22 protein-coding genes and 1 riboswitch are annotated in these 23,040 nt (G+C 65.6%); of the genes, 11 read left to right on the forward strand and 11 right to left on the reverse strand.

The features are described 5' to 3' along the window. Positions 1-34: 34 nt before the first annotated feature. Positions 35-1,609 (reverse strand): lysine--tRNA ligase, encoded by a 1,575-nt coding sequence (locus tag ACH13J_RS07190; protein ID WP_397542642.1) that lies wholly within the window; start codon positions 1,607-1,609, stop codon positions 35-37. Between the two features lie 121 nt (positions 1,610-1,730). Here ACH13J_RS07190 and ACH13J_RS07195 point away from each other — a divergent pair, with 121 nt between their 5' ends. From ACH13J_RS07195 to ACH13J_RS07205, 3 genes are all read left to right on the forward strand, one after another. Then, positions 1,731-2,156 carry a tellurite resistance TerB family protein gene (locus ACH13J_RS07195; protein ID WP_397542643.1) on the forward strand — a complete coding sequence of 142 codons (426 nt, stop codon included), beginning with the start codon at positions 1,731-1,733 and terminating at the stop codon, positions 2,154-2,156. After that, on the forward strand, positions 2,156-2,569 hold the full coding sequence (locus ACH13J_RS07200; protein ID WP_397542644.1) for a L,D-transpeptidase family protein: 414 nt from the start codon (positions 2,156-2,158) through the stop codon (positions 2,567-2,569). Before ACH13J_RS07195 ends, ACH13J_RS07200 begins: the two co-directional genes overlap by 1 nt. 79 nt (positions 2,570-2,648) lie before the next feature. After that, positions 2,649-2,885 carry an Lrp/AsnC ligand binding domain-containing protein gene (locus tag ACH13J_RS07205; protein WP_397542645.1) on the forward strand — a complete coding sequence of 79 codons (237 nt, stop codon included), beginning with the start codon at positions 2,649-2,651 and terminating at the stop codon, positions 2,883-2,885. 20 nt (positions 2,886-2,905) lie between these two features. Here ACH13J_RS07205 and ade read toward each other — a convergent pair whose 3' ends face one another. Then, positions 2,906-4,600: an adenine deaminase gene (gene ade / locus ACH13J_RS07210; RefSeq protein WP_397542646.1), complete on the reverse strand. Its 1,695-nt coding sequence runs from the start codon at positions 4,598-4,600 to the stop codon at positions 2,906-2,908. Positions 4,601-4,745: 145 nt separating this feature from the next. Here ade and ACH13J_RS07215 point away from each other — a divergent pair, with 145 nt between their 5' ends. From ACH13J_RS07215 to ACH13J_RS07230, 4 genes are read left to right on the forward strand one after another with little or no spacing between them, the layout of a single operon-like run. Then, positions 4,746-6,182, forward strand: a complete 1,437-nt coding sequence (locus tag ACH13J_RS07215; RefSeq protein ID WP_397542647.1) for a UbiA family prenyltransferase — start codon at positions 4,746-4,748, stop codon at positions 6,180-6,182. Beyond that, positions 6,179-6,610, forward strand: coding sequence for a GtrA family protein (locus tag ACH13J_RS07220; RefSeq protein ID WP_397542648.1), 432 nt, complete (start codon positions 6,179-6,181; stop codon positions 6,608-6,610). Before ACH13J_RS07215 ends, ACH13J_RS07220 begins: the two co-directional genes overlap by 4 nt. Then, positions 6,607-7,929, forward strand: coding sequence for an FAD-binding protein (locus ACH13J_RS07225; protein WP_397542649.1), 1,323 nt, complete (start codon positions 6,607-6,609; stop codon positions 7,927-7,929). Before ACH13J_RS07220 ends, ACH13J_RS07225 begins: the two co-directional genes overlap by 4 nt. Further along, complete coding sequence (locus ACH13J_RS07230; RefSeq protein WP_397542650.1) at positions 7,926-8,663, forward strand: SDR family oxidoreductase; 738 nt, start codon at positions 7,926-7,928, stop codon at positions 8,661-8,663. Before ACH13J_RS07225 ends, ACH13J_RS07230 begins: the two co-directional genes overlap by 4 nt. 9 nt (positions 8,664-8,672) lie before the next feature. Here the strand turns inward: ACH13J_RS07230 and ACH13J_RS07235 are convergent, their stop codons facing one another. Continuing rightward, complete coding sequence (locus ACH13J_RS07235; protein WP_397542651.1) at positions 8,673-9,743, reverse strand: tetratricopeptide repeat protein; 1,071 nt, start codon at positions 9,741-9,743, stop codon at positions 8,673-8,675. Positions 9,744-10,017: 274 nt separating this feature from the next. On the opposite strand from ACH13J_RS07235, the gene ACH13J_RS07240 reads away from it, so the two are divergent. Further along, positions 10,018-11,448, forward strand: a complete 1,431-nt coding sequence (locus ACH13J_RS07240; RefSeq protein ID WP_397542652.1) for a hypothetical protein — start codon at positions 10,018-10,020, stop codon at positions 11,446-11,448. A 65-nt stretch (positions 11,449-11,513) separates the two neighbouring features. Here ACH13J_RS07240 and ACH13J_RS07245 read toward each other — a convergent pair whose 3' ends face one another. From ACH13J_RS07245 to ACH13J_RS07280, 8 genes are all read right to left on the reverse strand, one after another. After that, positions 11,514-12,500 (reverse strand): SUMF1/EgtB/PvdO family nonheme iron enzyme, encoded by a 987-nt coding sequence (locus ACH13J_RS07245; RefSeq protein ID WP_397542653.1) that lies wholly within the window; start codon positions 12,498-12,500, stop codon positions 11,514-11,516. A 14-nt stretch (positions 12,501-12,514) separates the two neighbouring features. After that, on the reverse strand, positions 12,515-14,251 hold the full coding sequence (locus tag ACH13J_RS07250) for a hypothetical protein (protein WP_397542654.1): 1,737 nt from the start codon (positions 14,249-14,251) through the stop codon (positions 12,515-12,517). A 528-nt stretch (positions 14,252-14,779) separates the two neighbouring features. Next, entirely contained in the window at positions 14,780-15,544 is a 765-nt protein-coding gene (locus ACH13J_RS07255; RefSeq protein WP_397542655.1) for a 3-oxoacyl-ACP reductase, read from the reverse strand. Then, complete coding sequence (gene tenA, locus ACH13J_RS07260) at positions 15,541-16,230, reverse strand: thiaminase II (RefSeq protein WP_397542656.1); 690 nt, start codon at positions 16,228-16,230, stop codon at positions 15,541-15,543. The genes ACH13J_RS07255 and tenA overlap by 4 nt, the downstream gene beginning before the upstream one ends. Next, a complete protein-coding gene (gene thiD / locus ACH13J_RS07265; RefSeq protein ID WP_397542657.1) occupies positions 16,227-17,030 on the reverse strand; it encodes a bifunctional hydroxymethylpyrimidine kinase/phosphomethylpyrimidine kinase in 804 nt (267 codons plus the stop codon). The genes tenA and thiD overlap by 4 nt, the downstream gene beginning before the upstream one ends. Further along, positions 17,027-17,638: a thiamine phosphate synthase gene (thiE, locus tag ACH13J_RS07270; RefSeq protein WP_397542658.1), complete on the reverse strand. Its 612-nt coding sequence runs from the start codon at positions 17,636-17,638 to the stop codon at positions 17,027-17,029. Before thiE ends, thiD begins: the two co-directional genes overlap by 4 nt. Then, positions 17,635-18,423 carry a hydroxyethylthiazole kinase gene (gene thiM / locus ACH13J_RS07275; RefSeq protein WP_397542659.1) on the reverse strand — a complete coding sequence of 263 codons (789 nt, stop codon included), beginning with the start codon at positions 18,421-18,423 and terminating at the stop codon, positions 17,635-17,637. The genes thiE and thiM overlap by 4 nt, the downstream gene beginning before the upstream one ends. 61 nt (positions 18,424-18,484) lie before the next feature. Then, positions 18,485-18,583: riboswitch (TPP riboswitch) on the reverse strand. Positions 18,584-18,624: 41 nt separating this feature from the next. After that, complete coding sequence (locus tag ACH13J_RS07280) at positions 18,625-20,067, reverse strand: DUF6880 family protein (RefSeq protein ID WP_397542660.1); 1,443 nt, start codon at positions 20,065-20,067, stop codon at positions 18,625-18,627. Between the two features lie 219 nt (positions 20,068-20,286). Here ACH13J_RS07280 and ACH13J_RS07285 point away from each other — a divergent pair, with 219 nt between their 5' ends. The 3 genes from ACH13J_RS07285 (at position 20,287) to ACH13J_RS07295 (ending at position 23,039) form a co-directional block, all read left to right on the forward strand. Beyond that, the gene (locus tag ACH13J_RS07285; RefSeq protein WP_397542661.1) at positions 20,287-21,441 is read left to right on the forward strand and encodes a tyrosine-type recombinase/integrase; all 1,155 of its coding nucleotides are present in this window, start codon (positions 20,287-20,289) and stop codon (positions 21,439-21,441) included. A 120-nt stretch (positions 21,442-21,561) separates the two neighbouring features. Beyond that, positions 21,562-22,434 (forward strand): WYL domain-containing protein, encoded by an 873-nt coding sequence (locus tag ACH13J_RS07290; RefSeq protein WP_397542662.1) that lies wholly within the window; start codon positions 21,562-21,564, stop codon positions 22,432-22,434. Continuing rightward, complete coding sequence (locus ACH13J_RS07295) at positions 22,431-23,039, forward strand: DUF1819 family protein (protein ID WP_397542663.1); 609 nt, start codon at positions 22,431-22,433, stop codon at positions 23,037-23,039. Before ACH13J_RS07290 ends, ACH13J_RS07295 begins: the two co-directional genes overlap by 4 nt. Position 23,040: the final 1 nt, after the last annotated feature.

A 23,040-nucleotide genomic window follows, 5' to 3' on the forward strand; every position in this document is an offset into this window, starting at 1 on the left:
CTAGCAAGGCGCCGACGTCCGGGCAACGCCCGTCTCAGTCCAGCTCCCCGGCGAGCGCCCGGTCGATCAGCCCGACGGTTTCCTCCACTCCGTAAAGCGCGATGAACCCGCCGAAGCGCGGCCCCTGGCTGGCGCCCAGAAGCACCTCGTAAAGCGCCCGGAACCAGTCGCGCAGGGGGTCGAACCGATCGCGCCCGACAGCATAGACAATGGATTGCAGCGCCTCGTCCTCCACCGGCCCGTCATAGGCGGCGAGCTGGTCGCGCAACGCCATCAGCGCCTCGCGCTCCTGCTCGGTCGGCGCGCGGTAGGTCTTGGCGGGCGCCACGAAATCCTCGTAGTATTTCAGCGCGAAGCCGGCCGCGCTGTCGAGGTCCGGATGCGTCTCGGGGCTGGCATCCGGCGCGTAACGCCGGATGAATCCCCACAGCGTTTCCTTGTCATGCGCATGGGCGACAGAGGCAAGGTTGAGTAACATCGCGAAGGGCACGACCATGTAGCTTTGCGGCACGTTCCCCGCGTGGATGTGGAACACCGGGTTGTTCACGCGCTGTGCCGCGTCCTGCTTGTGATAGGCGCGTAGTTGCTGGTGATACTCGTCCACGGCCTTGGGGATGACATCGAAATAGAGCCGCTTTGCCGTCTTCGGCTTCTGGTACATGAAATAGCTGAGGCTCTCGGTCGACGCGTAGCTCAGCCACTCATCGATGCTGATCCCGTTGCCCGAGGACTTCGAGATCTTCTGCCCGTTCTCGTCCAGGAAAAGCTCGTAGGTGAAGTGCTCGGGCGCCTTGTGCCCGAGGATCTCGCAGATCCGGTCATAGATCGGCGTGTTGGTGGAATGGTCTTTGCCGTACATTTCGAAATCGACACCGAGCGCCGCCCACCTCGCGCCGAAATCCGGCTTCCACTGGAGCTTCACGTTGCCGCCGGTCACGGGCAGCGTCCATTCGCGCCCGTCCTCGTCGTCGAAGGTCACCGTCCCATCGCGCGCGTTGACCTGCTTCATCGGAACATAAAGCACCTTGCCGGTTTCGGGGTGCAGCGGCAGGAAGATCGAATAGGTCTGCTGACGCTCCTCGCGCAGGGATTTCAGCATGACCTTCATGATGTCGTCGTATCGCTCGCAGGCACGCAGCAGCACCTCGTCGAACCGCCCGGAATTGTAGAAATCCGTGGCCGAGACGAACTCGTAATCGAAACCGAAGGTGTCGAGGAAACGGCGCAGCATCGCGTTGTTGTGCGCGCCGAAGCTCTCATGTGTGCCGAACGGGTCGGGCACGCTCGTCAGCGGCTTCTGCAGGTGCTCGGCCATCATGTCGCGGTTCGGCACGTTGCCGGGGACCTTGCGCATCCCGTCGAGATCGTCCGAAAAGCAGATCAGCCGCGTTGGAATGTCCGAGATCACCTCGAAGGCACGGCGGATCATCGTCGTGCGCAGAACCTCGCCGAATGTCCCGATATGGGGCAGCCCGCTCGGGCCATAACCCGTCTCGAAAAGAACATGCCCCTTTTCGGGCGGCGCCGTTTCGTACCGTTTGAGAATGCGGCGCGCTTCCTCGAAAGGCCAGGCTTTGGAATTCAGGGCGGCGTCGCGCAACTCTGACATTGGGTGTCTCCGGTTCCGTGTTTCCGCGCGGGGATACGCGCGAAAGTCGCGAGGGTTCCTATTGCCGCGGCGCTGGACAGTCAATATTCTGCACTGCAACACCTGCCCCGGAAGGATCCCCATGAACGATCAAATCCCGCATCCGCTGAGCCCACAGGACTGTCTGCTCGCGGTCATGATCGCGGTGTCGGCCTCCGACGAGGACATACGCACCTCCGAGCTGGTGAAAATCGAAAGCATGGTCAACCACCTGCCGATTTTCGCCACCTACGATCTCGACCGGATGCGGCTGATGTCCCAGACCGTCTTTGATCTCTTCAGCGTCGAGGACGGGCTCGACGCGCTGTTCGGGCTGATCCGCGACAACCTGCCGGAACAGCTTTTCGAGACGGCGTATGCACTGGCCTGCGACGTGGCCGCCGCGGATGGCGCGCTGACCGACAGCGAATTGCGCCTGCTCGAGGAAATCAGGTTCGAGCTCAATATCGACCGGCTGCACGCCGCCGCGATAGAGCGGGGGGCGCGCGCGCGGCACCTGACCGTTTGATGCGCTGGCTGGCCGTCCTCGCCATCATGCTGGCGCCCCTGCCCGGCGCGGCGACCGAGCTGGTGGCGCGGATCGACCTTTCGGACCAGCAAATGACGGTGCTCATCGACGGCCGGGCCGTGCATCGCTGGCCCGTTTCGACAGCGCGCGCGGGCAAGGTCACGCCGACGGGGCTGTTCTACGTCCAGTCGATGAAACGGATGCACTATTCGACGCTCTACAACGGTGCCCCGATGCCGTGGTCGCTGTTCTTTTCGGGCAACTATGCCATCCACGGGACGGACCAGACCGACCGGCTGGGACGGCCGGCCTCGGCTGGGTGTATCCGCCTGCATCCCGCGAACGCGAAAACACTCTTTGATCTGGTGATCGAACACGGCCGGTCGGACACGCTGATAGAGATCACCCGTTAGCGGGGCAACGACGGCAATTTCCCGTTTCCATCCGCGTCGAAACGCGCGACTAATGGAGCGACATCACAGGAGGAACACCATGCGCTGCGTCTTCGTGAACATCCGGTGCAAGCCCGGCACGTCTTACCGCGTGGCCGAGGAGATCGCGCTCCGCGAGATCCATTCCGAACTCCATTCCACGTCGGGGCCGTTCGACCTGTTGATGAAGCTCTACATCCCCGACGGGGCGGATATCGGCCACTACATCAACGAGAACCTGCTGGATATCGAGGGGATCGAACGCACCGAGACGACCCTGACCTTCAAGGCGTTCTGAGCGTCCTGCCCGCCAGGGCGTCAGCCAATGATCTCGAACTTCGTGACGTCGACCATCCCGCGGTCGGTTATCTTGAGGGCAGGGATGACCGGCAGCGCGAGAAAGGCCATCTGCAGGAACGGCTCCTGCAACGCCACGCCGAGGCTCTTGGCAGCCTCCCGGAGGCGCGACAAGTGCTCGCGCACGGTCTCGAAGCTCTCCAGGCTCATCAGCCCCGCCACCGGCAGGGCCAGTTCGGCCAGAACGGCCCCGTCACGCGCAACGACGAACCCGCCCTCCAGTTCGGACAGCCGGTTCGCGGCCAGCGCCATGTCATCGTACTCCGCGCCCACGCAGACGATATTGTGATGGTCGTGGCAGACGGTCGACGCGATCGCGCCCGACCGCAGGCCGAACCCCCGCACGAACCCCGTTGCGATGTTCCCGTTGCGGCCGTGCCGCTCGATCACGGCGATACGCGACAGGTCGCGCGCCGGGTCCGGCCGCTTGTCGCCATCGGTGATTTCCACGCGCTCCGACAGGTGATCGGTGATGATCTTGCCCTCGATGATCCCGATGACATCCGTTTCTTCCCTGTTGCCCGCCATCCGGAAATCACTGGCTTGCACGCGCGGCGCCTTGACCGATGCGCGCCCGACCGCCGGTATCTCCTCGCGCGCGGCGAACGCCGCCGCGTCGGCCCTGACGCCGCCGCACAGGACCATCCTGGCATCGCATGCCTCCAGCGTGCCGACCGCGACGATATCCGCCCTGTAGCCCGGCGCCACCAGCCCGCGATCCTTCAGCCCGAAGGCTTCCGCCGCGGAAAGCGATGCGGCCCGGTAGACCGCCAGCGGCGAGCATCCCAGGGAAACGAGCCGGCGGATCATGTAATCGAGATGCCCGTGCTCGGCGATGTCGAGCGGGTTTCGGTCATCGGTGCACAGGCACATGTACGGCGCCGTATTGTCCGTGAGCAACGGCTGCAGCGCATCGAGATCCTTGCTCACCGATCCCTCGCGGATCAGCACGCGCATGCCGCGCTGCAGTTTCTCGCGCGCCTCCTGCGCGGTCGTCGCCTCGTGCTCGGTGCGGATACCGGCGGCGCAATACGCGTTGAGGTCTCGCCCCGACAGCATCGGGCAGTGACCGTCGACATGTGCGCCCTCGAAAAGCCGCAGCTTGGCCATCGCCCCGGGGTCGCGGTGGATGACACCGGGATAGTTCATGAATTCCGCCAGACCGATCCCCGAGGGATGGCCGCGCAGCGCGGCAATATCGTCGGCCTCGATCCGGGCCCCGGCGGTTTCCATGTCCGTGGACGGCACGCAGGAAGACAGCTGCACCCGGATGTCCATGATCGTGTGCTCGCTTGCCTGCTGGAAGTACTGGATGCCTGCCGGTCCGATCACGTTGGCGATCTCGTGCGGGTCGCATATGGCAGTGGTCACGCCCCGCGGTGCCACGCACCGGTCGAACTCGAACGGGGTGACCAGCGAACTTTCGATATGCAGGTGCGTGTCGATGAAGCCGGGCACCAGCGTCAGGCCGGTCACGTCGATCACGTCTTGCCCCTCGTAGTCCATGCCGATCCCGACGATGGTATCCCCGCAGATCGCCACGTCGCCAGGGATGCGCGCCCCTGTCACGAGGTCAAGGACCTCCCCCCCTCGCAGGACGCGGTCGGCGGGCGCGTCGCCCCGGCCCTGCGCTATCCGTTTCTCCAGATCGGCCATCATCCAACTCCATTGACGTGGCGGAGTGTGCCCGCTTCTCGCCCCGAGTCCAATCCCGGAATCCGGGCACGGCAACCGGCTTCCGTGCCCGTTGGCCGCGTGCTAAGCTCCGGCTTCTGAACTGGATAACGGGCATGGCATCGCAATGACGGCCAAGGACAGGCGTGACGGCATCCCCCTGCTGGTGGTGGACCTCGACGGAACGCTGATCCGCTCCGACATGCTTTTCGAAAGCTTCTGGGCCGGCCTGTCCGAGAACTGGCAGGCAATACCGGCGGCGCTGCGCGGGCTGGCACGCGGACGGGCGGCATTGAAACGCAGCCTCGCGGATGTCGCCAGCCTCGAGGTCGAACATCTGCCGTACAACGAAATCGTCCTCGACTATATCCGCGACTGGCGTGCATCCGGGGGGCGGGCGGTGCTCGTGACCGCATCGGACCAGAGCATCGCGGACCGGATCGCGGCGCATCTCGACCTGTTCGACGAGGTGCACGGCTCCAACGGAGAGGTGAACCTCAAAGGACACACCAAGGCCGAGATGATACGCGAACGCTTCGGTGGCACAGGGTATGCCTATATCGGCGACAGCGCCGCGGACATTCCGGTTTGGCAAGGGGCGCGGCACGCGGTCACGATGGACGCGCCCGCGGTTCTGCGCCGTCGTCTCGCCGAGGTGGGAAAGGAAACCGAGAACCTCGATTCCGGCGTCGTGCCGGCCTATGTGGCGGCGTTGCGTCCGCATCAATGGCTCAAGAACATTCTCGTGTTCGTCCCGGTCATCGCGGCTCATGCCACCGACCCGGTGGTGCTGCTCAAGGCGGTGCTTGCATTCGCGGCCTTCAGCCTTGTCAGCTCCAGCGGGTACGTCCTGAACGACCTCATGGACCTGCGGGCGGACCGCACCCACCCGCGCAAGTCGCAGCGCCCGCTGGCATCGGGGCGCGTGCCGATCGCGCATGGCACGCTCATGGTGCCATTGCTGCTGCTCGCGGGGCTCGCGCTTGCCGCGGTGGGCGGCATGCCGCTTCTGGCCGTCATCGGTGCCTACTTCGTCCTGACCACGCTCTATTCCTTCTTTCTCAAGCAGATCGCCGTGGCGGACATATGCACGCTGGCGGGCCTCTATACCATGCGGATCATTGCAGGCGGGCTGGCAACAGGGCTCGCGCCGTCCGTTTGGCTGCTGGCATTCTCGATATTCTTTTTCGTGGCGCTGGCGGCCATCAAGCGGCAGGCCGAACTGGTGGACCTGGTCCGGCGTGGCATGCCCGCCGCACGGCGGCGCGGCTATCACGTGGACGACCTGCCGCTCGTCGCGCAGATGAGCACGGCCTCGGGCTATGTGTCGGTTATGGTGCTTGCGCTCTATCTCAACTCGCCGGCAGTGCAGGAGCTCTACACCACGCCATGGCTGCTTTGGGGAATATGCCTCGTGGTCCTGTACTGGATTACCCGTATCGCCCTGATCACCAGCCGGGGACAGATGGATGACGATCCGATCGTCTTTGCAATGCGCGACCGGACAAGCATCGTGTGCATCCTGTTCATGGCGTGCTTTGTCGCCGGGGCGGCATTGATATGAGCCGCGGCGCGCTGATAGCGCGATACACGCTTTTTGCGGTCGCCGCCGTCGTGGTGAACCTCGCCACGCAGAGGCTCGTGCTGGCGATGTCCTGGCCCAGCCCCGGTTTCGGCCTTGCCGCGGCCATCGCCGCCGGCACGCTGACGGGGTTGGTCGTGAAGTACCTGCTCGACAAGCGCTGGATCTTCTTTGACCTGGATAACGGGCTGGCATCACATGGTCGCAAATTCGCGCTTTACACGGCGATGGGGCTGGTCACGACCGCGATCTTCTGGGGCAGCGAAACGCTTTTCTGGCTGATCTGGCGCACGGACGCCATGCGCGAGGTGGGCGCGGTCCTGGGGCTGACCGTCGGTTACGTGACCAAGTATCACCTCGACAAGCGCTTCGTCTTCTCTGGCGCCGGTTCGGCGCGGGCGGCGGAATGAGGCTTTCGGGTTGGGGACGATACCCTGTTGCCGACTGTGCGGTAACCGCACCTCGGGACGAGGCCGGCCTGCGCAGGGCGCAGGAAAATGGCCCGCTGATCGCGCGTGGCAACGGGCGCGCCTACGGCGACAGCGCGATGAACCGGACGAACACGATCGCCATGCACAAGTTCGACAGGATGATCGCCTTTGACGCCGCCACCGGGCTTCTCACGGCCGAAGCGGGAGTGCTGGTGGGCGACATCATCGACGCCTTCCTGCCGCGCGGCTGGTTCCCGCCCGTCACCCCCGGCACCAAGTTTGTCACCCTGGGCGGCGCCATCGCGGCGGACGTGCACGGCAAGAACCATCACCTCGATGGTGGCTTCGGCAATTTCGTGGAGTGGATCGAACTGATGGTGCAGGACGGCTCGGTGATCCGCGCCACGCCGGAAGAGAACGCCGATCTGTTCCGATCAACCGTCGGCGGCATGGGGCTGACCGGGGTGATCCTGCGTGCCGCTGTCCGCCTCCGCGGCGTCGAAACGGGGTGGATCCGCCAGACAGCGCAGGCGGTGCCGGATCTCGACGGCGCCATGGCCGCCTTCGAGGCCGCGGCCGATGCGCCCTATTCCGTCGCCTGGATCGACTGCCTGAGCAGGGGCGCGTCACTCGGCCGGTCGATCGTGATGCTGGGGGAGCACGCCACGCTGGAGGGTCTGCCAACGCGCTACAGGCAGATGCCCTTCGGTCCGCCCCCGAAGCGGAAGTTCACGCTGCCGGTGAACGCCCCGGGCTTTACCCTGAACCGCTGGACCGTGCGCGCGTTCAACGCGGCGTACTATCATGCCAACGCGCGCCGCGCGGGGGCGTCCTACGTGCCTTGGGACAGCTACTTCTACCCGCTCGACAGCATTCTGGGCTGGAACCGGGTCTACGGGCGGCGGGGCTTCGTCCAGTTCCAGTGCGTCCTGCCGGAGCCCGAGGCGCGCGATGGCCTGGCGGCGCTGCTGAACGCCATTTCCGGCGCCGGGCAGGGCTGTTTCCTGTCCGTGCTCAAAAAGCTCGGGGCGTCCTGCGGGCGCTTTTCCTTTCCCATGCCCGGCTATACGCTCGCCCTCGATTTCCCCGTTTCGGACAAGGTTCTTGACCTGATGCAAAAACTCGACCGCATAACGCTCGATCACGGCGGGCGCTTTTATCTTGCCAAGGATGCGCGGCTTTCGGCAGATACGCTGCACGCGGCAGACCCAAGGGCGGCGGCGTTCGCGCAGGCCCGAAAAGACAGCCGGGCGGCAGGGGCCTTCGCCTCGCTCCAGTCAGAAAGGCTGAAGCTATGAGCACCGAGCCGGTTCTGATCCTCGGCGGCCGGTCGGACATCGGCCTCGCCCTCGCCCGTGCCTATGCCGCCAAGGGGCACGCGATACAACTCGCCGCGCGCGACGCCGCGACGCTGGAGACCGAGAAAAACGACATTGCGCTGCGCCACGGTGTCGATGTCACCCTGCACGATTTCGACGTGCTCGACTACGACAGCCACGAATCCTTCGTCGATGGCTTGCCGGTCTTGCCCGGAAACGCCATTTCCGTCGTGGGATACATGGGCGAGCAGGACGAGAACGAGCGCGACATGGCCGCCGCGCGTCTCGTCATGCGCTCCAACTTCGAAGGCCCTGCCAACATTCTTGCCATCCTCGCCAATCGCTTCGAAGAGCGCGGAAGCGGCACACTCATCGGCATCAGCTCGGTTGCGGGCGAACGGGGCAGGGCCACGAACTATGTCTATGGCTCGGCCAAGGCGGGATTCACGGCATTCCTGTCGGGCCTGCGCAACCGACTCACCGGCAGCGGCGTGCACGTGATGACCGTCCTTCCCGGCTTCGTGGCCACGCGCATGACAGAGGGCATGGACCTGCCCGACAAACTCACCGCCGACCCTGCCGCCCTGGCGCGGCGCGTGCAGCACGCCGCCGGCAGACGGCGCAACGTAATCTACGTCAAACGGGTATGGTGGCTGGTGATGCTGATCATACGCAACATCCCCGAACCGGTTTTCAAGAAGCTGCGCCTGTGAACGGTGCGCTCAGCCGCCGGCCAGCCGCCGCGCCGCCGACAGCGTGCCCGGCCCCACCTGCGCATCGAGCGCACCGTTGTAAAAACCGCGCGCCTGCAGGATGGTCTGGAATTCCAGAGCCGTCTGAACGTCCCAGGGAACCCGGTTGCCATCGCTTCCGCCCCGCAACTCCGCCACCGGCAACTCCCCGGTTTCCAGAGCCTCGATGTAGAGTTCGGCAGCGCGCATCGGGTCGTATTCGACACCGTCGCCGCGCTCGTACATGAAACCCAGGGCGTTGATGGCCCGCGCGTCCCCCTCCTCGGCGGCGTGCCGGATCCATTTCAGCTTGGTTTCGGGATCCTCGAACTCGGCGCCGTCCTCGTAGAACCGCGCGAGTGCCGCGCTGGCGTCCGCGCTGCCTTGGTCCGCCGCCTTCTTGTAGAGTTCCGCCGCCCCAACGGGATCCGGCAAGTCCAGCCGACGTGCCAGCCCACCCGGAACGGACCGCGGGTTCATGTAAATCTCCGCAAGACGGAATTGCGCGAAGTGGTACCCCGCCTCGGCGCTCTCCTGCAACAGCTCGATCATCCTGTCGAAATCCTGCGGAACCCCGCGGCCGATCTGGTGCATGATCGCGAGCGTCGATTTCGCGGGTGCATCACCGCCATCCGCGGCCTTGCGGTATTCCGAGACAGCGCGCTCATGATCCTCGCGGACGGGCCCGATTCCGAAATTGTAGTAATCGCCCAGCTTGGTGTGCGCGGCGGCAATTCCTGCCCCCGCTGCCATGGAAAAGACCTCCAGCGCGTGTTCATGCGCGCCTTCGCGTTGCATGATCACCGCCAGGTGGAACAGGGCCGCCGGATCGGGCTGCGCGCCGATCACGGCGACCTCGCAATGCGCGCGGGCCTTGCCGAGCGTCCGGAAATGCGTCGTCAACGCCTCGCGGCTGACGGGTGCGCCGGCATCGGGCTCACCCGCGATCGCCCGGCATTCAGCCGCGGCATCGCCGGCCGACCGCGCCCCGCCGGCCCAGAACCCGGCGATCCCGGCAAGGGCCAGCCCCATAACCGCTGGAAGCATCCTGTAATTCGTCATTGCAAAACCCTCTTGTCAATCGCACCCGACACGCGCCTGCCCCCAGGTTGCCAGCCGCGCGGGCAGATTTCCACTTATTGTTAAAGCGCACGGCCCGGGCGCACGCAAACATGCACAATACGCATTCCCAATTTGCTCTTGTCTCAACGACATGCGGCAAACTCCCGCGCGTGCAAGCCTTGGCAGGCGGTTTCCTGCCGGTCCCCGGCGCTTTGCCCCGTGCAAGTTGACCGGCTTATTGCGGCGTTAAATGTTCCTCCATAAGGGACAGAGCATGACATCCGAATCCTCGCTCGAAACAAGAACGCGCCCTGGCCGCGCCGTATCCTCCATGTCAGCCTCCAAGGGGGCCATCATCATGGGGATATATCTCGTTGGAATGACGGCCATCGCGGCGGGCGCCTACGGGCTGCGCGATCATGGCCGGGCCGACCGGGTTGCGGCGCAAGAGGCTGCAAAACCGGTCCCGGTCGACCATGTCGACGTCACCATGCTGCCCTCCGTTATGGACCCGGGCGTTTCACCGCCCCGGAAACCGGAGCTGCGCGCCCGCTCCAATACCGTCATGCCGGAACTCCCCCGGCTGGCCGCGCTATATCCCGGAAACACGCGGATCGACGACGATCTCGCCTCGCCGCTGTCGCGAATCTACCATGGCGCGCCCCCGGTGGTGCCGCCCGCGCGTCCATTGCAAATGTCTCCGCAGGCGGGCGTTCAGCCCCGTGACACCGCGCCGTTGCAGGCGTCTTTGCGGCCCAGAACGCGCCCCGACGGCCTGCGGCCCGCCGCTCCCGGCCCCGTTGTGGCGCGGCTCGCCAGCACGGCGCGGACGGATGAAACCGAAGCGGCGGAACGGGCACAGCCGACGGCCCTGCCCGCGGCGCCGCGCATCGCCAAGACCTCGGGGCGCTGCCCCAGCCGGCTGGCCCGCGACATGCCCCGCCGCCCCGGCAACGCGCAGGACGCCGGAACCGTCATGACCAGCGTGCGGGGAATGGACGGCAGCAAGCGGGACCGCCATGTCCTGCGCGAAATCCTTGCCGGCAACATGCCCGGCTTTCTCCGCAGCCTCCGGCCCGTCAACATCAAGGGCACGGCGGCGGATGGCACCCCCGCCGAGATCACGATCTGCGTGACGCCGGACTACCTCGCCCTCGGGAGCGACCGGAACTTCGTGCGGGTCCCGCTCGGCCTGCGTGCAGCCACGCGTATCGGGGGGGAATTCAACATGCTGCTGCCGACACCGCGCATGGTTGACATGATCTATCGCGCGGCCGATTTGCAGCTTGCGCCGAGCCCGATGTCCCCCGGCCCGCAGATGACGTCGACCGAATACCTGTTGCGCCACAACGCCACCGTCGAGGCACAGCGCAAGCGCGCCGGCGCCGCACCGGGCACGCTGATCTCCGGCCACAAGAAGGACTTGGTGCTGACCAATCGGCTTGCGTCGAAACGCGGTCGGGTCGCGATTTATGGCTGGCACCGCCGCAACGGCCGGCCGATCCAGCCGCTCAGCACGGTTCACGGGGCGGCATATGCCGATTACAGCCACGGCGTGCGCCTTGTAAGCCGGACGGCCTTTCTCAACGGCAAACCGGTGGACCTGCGCGGCCTGATCGCCGATCCGCAGTATGCCGGGCTACTGAGTAACGAGGGCCCGGTCGGTGGGCCCCGGCTTCGGATGGCGGCGCTGGCCGCCAACTGACGACGCCTGATGCATGAAGGGCGCCCGCCGGGCGCCCTTTCATCCGGCGCCTTGGCCAGCCCTGTCTACTTGATGTCCTTGAAGCAGCGGAACCCGAGGTGATAATTGCGATGGCTGCTCGGTGACATCACGCGGCTTCCGTGCCAGTACGGCGCGCGCCACCGGCTCCAGTGCGTGTGCGCACGCACCGTGTCCCAGATAAACCAACTGCCCTTCATCTCGGTCACGCCGAGCGTCCGGCTCCCCCGGCTCGCCATTTGGTCCGGCGACAGGGGGAGGTTCATATGCTCGGCCGCGTTGCCGTCGAGGTCGTACACGCCGAGCGGGCTGCGGCATTGGGGAAAGCTGCCGGCCGGGTAGGTGTTCGACCCGCAGCCGCGGAAGCTCCCGCCATTGCAGCCGGGGCTCTTGTGGCTACCCGTCGCACAGACACCTGCACGCCAGTTCTTGCCGATGCTGTAACGCGCGCTCGACTGGTACTTGGCGTTGTGGGCCCGGCGGGCGGCCTGGACGCTCCGTCCAAAGAAATAATCCGGCGGGGTGAGCGCCCCGTGCGACGCGCCTTCCCATTCATGCGCGTCACCCATCCGTTTGCCCTCGGCCCAGCATAATTCCGCGGCTTCCTTGGCGCGCACCCATGTCACCGGATACATCCCCGGCACGTTCGGATACTCGAACATGTCTGCGCATACTGTCGCGTCCTGCGGTGTCTGGGTGGCCGGATCGTAAAGCGGCGCCATGAAGGGTTCGCCACAGATGCGCTCGAACCGGGCATTCCGGTAATAGCTGCGCGGGTCCGAGCCGAGCTTTGCCGTCAGCTGCTGAGGCGTCATCGGGTGCCGGGTGACAGCCGGGTTTCCCTGGCCGATGAACTGGGATTCGGCGAATATGGCGCGTATCCGCTTCATCTCGGCATTGCTCAGCCCACGCGCCTGCTGCATTTCGCGGAACATTTTCTCGTTGTTTTCCTGGAGCGTCTGAGCCACGGCCGGCACTGCAACGCTCAAGACCGCTAAGCCGGCCGCCAAAGCGGCTATTCTGATCTTGGCCATCGTGTTTCCCGTTTCTATTTCCTCAGCAAATAGATGAAGTCCCTGTTATCCGCGAATCCGACGAAGCGGGGGATCGGCGACCCGTCCCGCGCCCGTGAATCGATCGCCGACATGCCCCGCACGAGATGCTGGGGCGCCAGCCGTCCATCCTGTTTCTGGTAGAGCGCCATGTAGGTGTGCTCTTGGGAGTTCATATCCAGCAGCATGGCATGTTCGCAGCCATACGCCTGGAACGTGCGCGCCATGCCCGAGGGCGTAACGGTTGAAAAATAGGCATAAATCAGGAATTTGCGCCCGTTGACGGTTTTCATGCACGCGCCGGCCCTCAGGGTGCGCAATTCCGCCTTGGCCGATCCCGACCAGTTCCCGCCCAGCCAGCTGGTGACCTGCGCGCCGGGAACGCCGTTCTCGATCAGCGGCACGCCGTTCTGCCGGGCGAATTTCACCCGCGGCAAGAGTTCCTGATCCTCCTTCTGCCATTTCCGCATGTGTATGCTGCCGTCATCCAGCACGAAGATGGTCGAGAGGCCCGGATGGAGCTTGCTGAAAAGAACGCCGTTGGCGAGGAAGCCATAGTGATGCCCGTAATTCGTGAACGCCTTTTCGCCCGCGCGCCACGCCCCGTGATCGCGCTTGAAGCCGCCGGCGAATGTGGCGGCCACCTGATCGGTCAGCGCCGGGCTCAACATCCCGGTCCGCACAACCGGGTCGGACGTGTTGAACCCGTCCGGTCCGGGCAACCGCGGGTTCCTGCCCGCGCCGCTGGGGCGCGATGACCAGTTGAGCCGTGGATGGTCCGTGCCGGGTACGTATCCAAGCTCGAACCGCGACAGGTCGAACGCGACGAGGTACACGTCGGCGCGACGCTCGACCGTGTCCAGCCGGTGCGTCCGCCCGGGACCGTCAAGAACGTCGGGGTGAATCATCCCCGGCTGCATGGCGCTGGCGTAAATGCCGGGGGCATCCTTGACCGCGTACCAGCTTCCGGCTTGCGTGCCGCCCTCGGCCCCCTCCAGATCGAAGCCGAAATAGGCCCGGAACACGGGATGTTGCGATAGTTTCGCCTTGCCAAGCGCGTCGGCCACGTCACCAGCATTGCCACCGGCTATCACCTCCCCGGAACTCATGTAGGCATCCTCGTAGAAAGACCCCTTGATCAGCCCGACAATGCTTTCGCCAAAGACCACGTTGTCACGCAGGAACTCGGCCACCGCCTCGCGGCTCGTGCGCGACCCGCGGACCTCGTTACGCACGAATGCTTGCTTGTTGCACACCGGGGCGAAAGGTAAACGCGACTCCCGCGCCTGCGCCAGTTCGGATGTTCGCCCCGCCCAAGGCGTGCAACGCTCGGTGACGCCGTCACGCTCGAAAATCAGCGCCGGCACGTCCCCGGCCCGCAGCGAAAGGGTGGTTTCGGCCGGGTCCGTGAGTTCCAGATGATAGGTGCGGCTTTGCCCATACCCGGTGCCCGTCGCGATATCGAGCAGGAACCATGTATTGAACCCCGGATTCAGAGAGGTCAGCTTTATCTCCGTACCGTCGGCGGCGGTGACCGCCGCGGCGCGGCGAAACGGTTGGATCTCGAGAATGGATTTGGGCCTGTCGGCCTCGTATTCGGCCCACTGTCGCGCAAGCAGTTCGCCGTCGGCGCGCACGAGGTCAGTGGCATGCCCCTCTCGCGGACTGCCAAGCGAGACCAAGCTTGCGATGGCTGCGATCAGGACTGGTTTGAAACACGACGTTTTCGGCACGAAATCCTCTCCCCGGCACAAATTCCAGCCGCCGACATCCGTTCGGGCGCTGCTTTAGCTATCCAAATTCCCGGGCCGGCAGCGCGCGCTGCCACCGTCCGGGTGTTAATGCTATTGTGGAGGCCCAAACTTCTCAAGATGTTGATTGCAGGCTCAGCGCATTACCAAACCGCCGCGAACACCGCGCGCGCCACCGTAATCGGTTCAAATTTTTCACGCCGATCCGATCCAACACACGAAAAAGGCCGCATCAACCGATGCGGCCTGATCTGTTGGTTGCGGGAGCAGGATTTGAACCTACGACCTTCAGGTTATGAGTCGTGGCGAACGAACCATGAACAATCACGCGGAACCGCGAGTTCTTGCGCAGTTTCCGACACTTGCCGATCCCGGAGGCGCGGTTCCGCTGCGCACGATCTGTCGGGATTGCGCAGCGTTTTTCGGCCTCGTGCTTCCACAATGCTTCCAAGGGGCCGAGACCTGATTTTCCGGTAGCACGACCATCACGCTTGCTGCTCCAGTGCGGTATCAATCGAAAACCAGCCCGCCATCCACGATCAGGTTCTGACCGGTGACCGACCGCGCCCATGGCGACGCGAAGAACAGGGCCGCATCGGCCAGCTCCTCCGGCGTCGTCACGCGACCGAGTGGGGTCTGCCCGGCGACGATGTCGAATACCGCATCGGGTGTCGCGGCGCTGGCGTCGGTGGTGCGCAGCAATCCGCCCGAGACCATGTTGACCGTGACGCCGAGAGGGCCAAGCTCCTTTGCCGCGGTGCGCGTGAAGGCCAGGAGCGCACCCTTGGCGGCCGTATAGTCGTGATAGGGCACCACCGGGTTCTGCAAAAGGTTCGTGCCGATGGTCACGACACGCCCGAAGCCTCGCGTCTCGAAATGCGGGCGCAGGGGCTGAATGCAGTTGAGCGCGCCCCCGACCGCTGTTTCCGTCTGTCGCGCGATCTCGGTCCAGGTCAGGCGCTCGAGATGCGCCCGCGCATCGCCGTTAAAGGAGAAGTCGGCGAGTGCGTTGTGCACCAGAACGTCGGGCGGGCCGAGCCTCTCGACGATCTCGTCGACCATCCGGGCGACCGCCTGCGCATCGGTCACGTCGGCGACAAACGCTGCGACGCGCGGGCCGAGATCGGACGCGAGCGCGTCGGCCGCCTCCTTGCTCCTTCGGTAGTTGATCGCGACCTTCGCCCCCTCTCGCGCAAAGGCACGCGCGAGTGCGGCGCCGAGGCCGCGGCCCCCGCCGGTAATCAGTACAGTTTGTTCGTTCAGTGGCAGGGTCATGCTGTTATTCCTTCTTTCGGGGTTGTGTCGGGCCAGGTTTCCAGCCGCCAGGCACTGTCCCAGAACATCCATTCCAGAAGCGCGCTTTTCGTGAAGGCCGCTTTCATGCGCGCCAATTCCGTGGCGCTCGCGGCCGCACCAAGACGGTCGACCAAGGCGCACATGCGGGTGACAGAAGCATCGAAGTCTGCCCCTGCATAAGTGTCGATCCAGGCGCGATAGGGGTTGTCGGCGCCGGCTTTTGCATGAATGTCGTTGCCGACATCGCGATAGACCCAGAAACAGGGAAGCAGGGCCGCCACGGCCTCGCCCACACTGCGCGTTGCGGTCGTAGCCACAAGGAAGCTGACATAATGCGCGCAAGCCGGGCTGGGCGGGGTGGCGGCAAAGGCCGCGGGGTCAACCCCGAACAGGCCCATGTAATGCGCGTGCAACTGCCGCTCGACTGCAATGGCTCCGGCGCCGGAGCCAGCGAGTTGGGCCACGGCCTCGGCATCTGGGGCGCTGGTCGCAGCAGAGGCAAGCGCTCGCGCAAAGCCCTCGAGGTAATGCGCGTCCTGAATGATATAGTGGCGGAACACCTCTTGCGGCAGCGTGCCGTCGGCCAGCGCGCGGTTGAACGGCATGGCGCGGATATCGGCACAAAGCTGGGCGTTTTCTTCCAGCACGGTTTCGGTGAAGCTCATGGCCTGACCTCCTTCATGATGTGGAAATGGTGCGTCGGCCCATGCCCGTGTCCGACCGTCAGCGCATCAGCCTCAGCGATGGCGGCGGCGACGTAAGCCTTGGCCTCTGCTGCCGCGCGGCCCAGGGGCAGGCCATGTGCGAGGAACGTCGCGAGCGACGACGAGAGGGTGCATCCCGTGCCATGCGTCTTGTGCGTAGCGTGGCGCGAGCCGGGCAGCCAGGTCAGACCCGTGGCCTCGACCAGCAGGTCGGGACAGTCTTCGCCGCCGAGGTGCCCGCCTTTCAGAAGCACCGCCTCGGGGCCGAGATCGAGGAGCGCACGCGCCTGCGCCGCCATGCCTTCCCGCGTCGTGGCCTCTTTGGCTCCCAGCAGATCGGCAGCCTCGGGCAGGTTCGGCGTGATGACCGTGGCGCGGGGCAGCGCGTCGCGCAGGGCGGCCACCGCCTCGGCTTCGAGCAGGCGGTCGCCGCTCTTGGCCACCATCACCGGGTCGAGTACCACCGGCGCCTCAAGTCCCTCCATCGCAGTGACGACCGACGCCACGGTCGCGGCGCCCCCAAGCATGCCGATCTTGACCGCGTCGATCCGGATATCCGCCCGGATCGCGGCGATCTGGGCGGCGACAAAATCCGGGGCCACCATCTGCACTCCGCTCACGCCGCGGGTATTCTGTGCCGTCAGCGCAGTGATCGCGGCCATTGCATAGCCGCCGCAGGCCGAGATCGCCTTGACATCGGCCTGGATGCCGGCCCCACCCGAAGGATCGGAGCCCGCGATGGAAAGGACGTTGGGGATCATGCCTGCCTCCATTCCTGCAACAGGGCACGGGTCGCCACTTCAGGGTCGGGCGCGCGCACCACGGCCGAAACGACGGCGAGTCCCGCCGCCTCTGCGCGCCGCACCGGTTGCGCATCGCCGAGGCCGAGGCCACCGATCGCCACCGCCGGAACCCGCGACCGGGCGGCGATACGCGCGAGGCCATCGAAGCCTATGGGGGCGGCATGATCCGGCTTGGTTGCCGTGGCCCGGATCGGCCCGGCACCGATGTAGTCGACACCGGAAGGGATCGCGGCACATTGCTCGGCCGCCTCGACCGACAGTCCGAGGATCTTTCCCGCGCCGAGACGGGCGCGCACCGCGCCCGGATCGCCATCGCCCTGGCCGATATGCAGCCCGTCGGCGCCGGAGGCCACCGCGACCTCCAGCCGGTCGTTGACGATCAGCTTGACGCCGAGCGGAGCAAGCTCGGCCATCAGCATGCGGGCAAGCGCCACCAGATCGGCATCCGACGCAGTCTTGTCGCGCAGTTGCACGGCCCAGGCCCCGCCGCGCGCCGCCGCGCGCGCCTGGTCGGCGACCGCGTGCGGGGCGCCCGGATCCGTGATGACGTAAACGGCGCCGATCATGCCGCGCTCACCCTGGCGCCAGCGTCGAGCGCCTCTGGAGTCAGCGCCGCCAGCGCATCGAGGAAGGCCGGCTGAAAGCTGCCCGGGCCTTGGGCATTTCCAGCAGCATGCTCCCCGGCCAGACCGTAAAAGGCGAGCGCCGCCGCGGTCGCCTCGAGCAACGGTTGACCCACGCAGAAGGCCGCGATCACACCGTTGAGCGAGCAACCCATCACCGTGACACGCGCCATGAGCGCATGCCCGTTGGCCACCCGATACCCCTTCGACCCGTCGGTGACGTAATCGACCGGGCCGGAAACGGCGACGACGCCACCCGTGCTTTGCGCCAGCGTCCGCGCCGCCTGCATCGCCGCCTCGACACTGTCGCCCGCATCGACCCCGCGCGCCGCGCCTGACAGCCCCGCCAGCGTCAGGATCTCGGAGGCGTTGCCGCGGATGACGCTCGGCCCGAGGTCGATGAGCCTTTGCGACAAGTCCCTCCGGAAGCGTGTCGCCGCCACGCCGACCGGATCGAACACCCAGGGCCTTGCGGCGCCGTTCATCACGACGGCGGCCTCCTCCATCGCGGCGCCCCAGTCGGGGTCGGCTGTGCCGATATTGACCGTGAGCGCCTGCGCAAGACCTGCGAACTCCGCGGCCTCTTCGCGCGCATGCACCATCGCCGGGGACGCGCCCGCGGCAAGCAGCACGTTGGCCATGAAATTCATCGCGACGAAGTTGGTGATGTTGTGCACGAGCGGCGCGGTGTCGCGCATGCACGCAAGGTGATGTCCGGGTGCGTCCATGTTTCTCCCTGTCCTGACGCAGGGAGACGCGATACGGGGAACGGATAAGCACTTGGCCCTGTTCGTCGCACCGCGGACTTCCTACGCCAGCATGATCTGGTTCAGGTTCGAAGGGTGCTTCTCAGCCCGCGGTTATCCGCGAACGCCCCTGTCCGTGCTCGGACAATATCGCAAACTGCTATGAGGTCAATGCCTTGCCATCTAGACGTCGGCGGTGAGGGACCAGAAGCCGAACTTCCTGTCGTGCTCCTCCTTCAGCCGGGCGACGTAGGCGTCGTGCGTCTCGAACGCGCCGAAATCCGGGATGTCCCGCGCGAGCCGGGCGCAGGAGACCAGGTGCTCGGCGGCATAGCGATACCGCTTCGCCCGGGATCTGGTGAGCGTGAAGTCGATCATCGCGCGGAGAACCAGCGTTGCAGCCAGCGGATGACGTTCTGACAGGGCCTCCGCCGCGGGGGCGAGATACTCGTAGTGGTCGCCGTCGATCTCATCATGCCGGGCCACCAGGAGGTCTGCGGCGCGATCCAGCGCCGGCCAGTCGAGGAAGAACTGCAGGGCGTGAAGAAGGCTCGGATAGGCCATGGCGTGCGCCATTGCCCGCTCCTCGGCCTCGATGTCGTCGAAGTCGGGAAGCCGCTTGAGATAGGCCCTCAGGTAGCTGTCGGAGAGCGTGCGCTCGAAGCAGTCCCACCGGAACGCCTGCGCCTCCTCGCCGCGACCCAGCGCCTCCAGCGTCTGCAGGCGAATGTCCTGCCACGCCAGCGGAACCCGCAAGCCGTCGCCGAGCTCCGCGCGCTCGAGGAACCCCAGCGCCTCGCCCGCCCTGCCGGCCGCGAGCAGGCGCTGCGCGATCTCGGCAGCGATCTGCGGCACCTTCCGGGTGTTCGGATCGTACTGGGCGATGAAGCCGTCGACGTCGCCCTGCGCATCGGCGATGTCCTTGAGCGCCATGGCGACCGTGCTCGCGCGCTCGCGCGCCCGCATCTCGTGCTCGTAGGTGGTGCCGCCCGGGCCCCAGCCCACCGCCTTCCACTGGTCCTTCGGCGGCACCGGCGCGGGCGAGCGACCGAGGTCCTCGGCCAACGATTTCAGTCCCGCCAACCCCTCGTCGCCGAGCGCTGGCGCCATGATGCCGACCAGACCATCATACTGGCCATAGCCGTTGTCCTGCAGCGCATCGAGAACAGTGCCGGCGAGTGCCTGCGGATCAGGCCGGACCGTTGCCGCGAGCTGACCCAGATCGGCGCAGGCCTGGTGGAAGATGCCGATGACGGTGCCGCTGGAGTCGTCGCAACGCTCGAACACCGGCGTGGCGAGCGCCATGAACCGCCACATCAGCGCCAGCGCCTCGTCCGGATCGGCGGGCGCAATCTGCTCGACGATGGCGCGCCGCTGGGTTTCGAGATCCGTGACCAGCGCCTTGCGGTTCTTCCAGGTGATGAAGCTGCGGGCGCGGGCGATGCTTGTCAGCCGCTTGGTGATCTCCCGCGCGGCCTCCCTCGGGCTCTGGGCGCCCGCCAGCGCCAGCCGCAGCTTGCGCTTGGCAGCCGCGTTGCCGGTGCTGACCTCGATCAGCAGCTGCGCCAGGCGCTCGGCGCCCAGCGCTTCGAGGTTCTTCGCATTGAGGGTGGTCTTGGAAGCCATCGGATCGCCAGTTTCTTTTCCCCGAGCCTATCAGCGGGCCGCGGGCACCGGAACCTGCGTTCTGATTCGAGCGGCTCGTCGATTTCCCGCGCCAGTGCGCCGAAACGCCTTGCGCGGAAACGCGAGGCATTTCCTTTTTCTTCGCGATTTCAATGTGTTCGTTGACTGTCGCCCGCACTTCAGCACTGTGGAACTTTGAGAGAACCACCGAAGAGTGCCATGCCCAGGATCACCAAACGCCTTGTCGACGCCCTCGAGCCCCGCTCCGCCGAATACTTCGTTTGGGACAGCGAGATCCCCGGCTTCGGGCTGCGCGTGCTGCCAAGCGGACGCAAGGGCTACGTGGTCCAGTATCGCGCCGGACGCCGGTCCCGGCGGATCAGCCTCGGGCCCAGCACGGTCCTGACCTGTGAGCAGGCCCGCAACCGCGCCATCTCCATTGTCGCCGCCGCGCGCAATGGCACGGACCCCGCCGCCGAGCGGGACGCGGGGCGCAGGGCGATCACGGTGAAGGAGCTGGCCGAGCGGTTCGACAAGGAGCACATCGCGATCCGCGTGAAGGCGAGCACGGCAAAGGAGTACCGCCGGAACCTCGAACGTTTCATCCTCCCTGCGCTCGGGCAACTCACGGTCACGGGCATCACCCGGGCGGACGTGGCGAAGTTCCATCACGACATGCGTCACATCCCCTATCAGGCGAACCGCTGCCTCGAAGTGGTCTCGAAGATGTTCAGCCTCGCCGAGATGTGGGGCCTGCGTCCGGACGGCACCAACCCTCGAAAGCACATCCGGAAATACCCCGAGGAGAAGCGCGAGCGCTTTCTCAGCGCTGCGGAACTGCGCCGGATCGGTGAGGTGCTGCGCGAGATGGAGGCGGAGGGCATCGAACTGCCCTCGGCCATTCTCGCCGCCCGCCTGCTCATACTGACTGGCTGTCGGCTGAACGAGATCATGACGTTGAAATGGGCATACGTCGATCTGGCCGAGCGTGTTCTGCGCCTACCGGATTCCAAGTCCGGCGCCAAGGTCGTCCATCTCGGACAGCCCGCCGTCGACCTGCTCCGCGACGCCCCGCGCATCGAAGGCAACCCGTGGGTCATCTTCGGCACGCTACCGGGCAAGCGCCTGAGCGATCTCCAGCCCTTCTGGCAGCGCGTTCGCGCCCGCGCCGGGGTGAAGGACGTCCGTATCCACGACCTGCGCCACACCTTCGCGTCGACCGCCGTCGCCTCGGGTCAGGGCCTGCCCATGATCGGCAAGCTGCTCGGCCACACGCAGGTCCAGACCACGGCCCGCTACGCCCATCTTGCGGCCGAGCCTGTAAGGACCGCAGCAGATGCGGTGGCGCAGAACCTGCGGCAATCCTTGGGATAATCGCGCCCCGCCACGTCCCTTTTCGATTGATCGCGCAGCTCCGCGCGGCTACCTTTCGGGAAAGCCCAGAAATTGGACGCGCACAATTCGCGTGCGCGCAGGGCCGGGCGGGAGCGCAACGTGGACAGGGACAAGGCCGGACTACGCTGGGGGGTCGAGCAGCGCCTCGAGTTCATCGAGTTCCGCCTGTTCTGGGAGGGGCACGTCAATCGCATCGATGTGATGCAGCAGTTCGGCGTCTCCGTGAACCAGGCCTCCTCGGACCTGAACCGCTACATCGCGCTGGCGCCGGACAACATGGTCTACGACAAGAGCGCGCGCACCTATGTCCGCGGGCCCGACTTCGACTGCAAGTTCCGCCCGCCAGACGCCGCGCACTACCTATCGCAACTCCGCCTCGTTGCCGACGATGTGCTGGAGCGCGATGATTGCTGGATCCCTGACCTGCCGTCCTATGCATCCGCCCCGACGCCAGTTCGCGGTGTTGAGCCAGTGACACTTCGCTCGGTCGTCGGCTCAATCCGCCGGTCCGAGGCGATCGAGGTGAAGTACCAATCCCTCTCCAGCCCGGAGCCGCGCTGGCGCTGGATCGCGCCTCACGCGATCGCGTTCGACGGGTTTCGCTGGCATACGCGGGCGTTCTGCCTGACCGACGATTGCTTCAAGGACTTCCTGCTCTCACGGATCCTCGGCATCCGAGGATCGCGGGAGAGCAAAACGTCGGCCGACGAAGATCGCGACTGGCATTCAGAAGTCACCCTGGAGGTCGGACCACACCCCGATCTCTCGGAGACGCAGGCGAAGGTCATCGCGCTCGACTACGGCATGCGTGGCGGCAGGGCGAAGATCAAGGTGCGACGCGCGCTCCTCTACTACGCGCTGAAGCGGTTGGGGCTCGATACGGATCCTGCAGCAAGGGAGCCGCATGACCAGCAGATCGTGCTGCTGAACGCAGGCGAAATCGCTCACTCTTCCGGAGGGGAACGTTCGTGAGAAAGCTGCAACCCTATAAAATGTCCTTTGGCACAGGTGGGCTGCTGCTGAATGAGAGCGTTGAAGTCGCGCGCCTTCATGAAACTGACGAGCCTTGGGAAGATACCATTCGTCGGGCAATCGAGGCAGGCACGACTTCGCTGCCGAAAGCCGCCTCAAATCGTCGAACCCTTCGGGAAATTTCCAATCGGCTTCTCACCCTGACAGATGCAGAGCGCGGCTTCCTGATCGAGCAGGCGGATCGCGCCGACCGACAAGCTCTACTGTGGCTGGCAACCTGCCGAGCTTATCGCTTCATCCGTGAGTTTGCCGTCGAAGTGATCCGGGAGCGATACTTGTCATACCAGTACGATCTACCGCTCGAGAGCTTTGACATTCTGCTGGAGGCCAAGGCTGAATGGGATGAGCATCTGGCATCCTTGACCTCCTCGACGCGCTTGAAGCTCCGCCAGGTCCTGTTTCGCATTATGCGGGAAGCCGGCGTCATTTCCGAGACTGGTCAGATACAGGCAGCGCTGCTTTCCAACCAGCTGAAAACCATGATCGAGGAACGCGCGCCGCGGGACCTTGCAGTGTTCCCGGGCGTACCCGCCGACGGAGCGTAGT

It is taken from the genome of Roseovarius salis (assembly GCF_044472985.1).
Classification (GTDB): Bacteria; Pseudomonadota; Alphaproteobacteria; order Rhodobacterales; family Rhodobacteraceae; genus Roseovarius; species Roseovarius salis.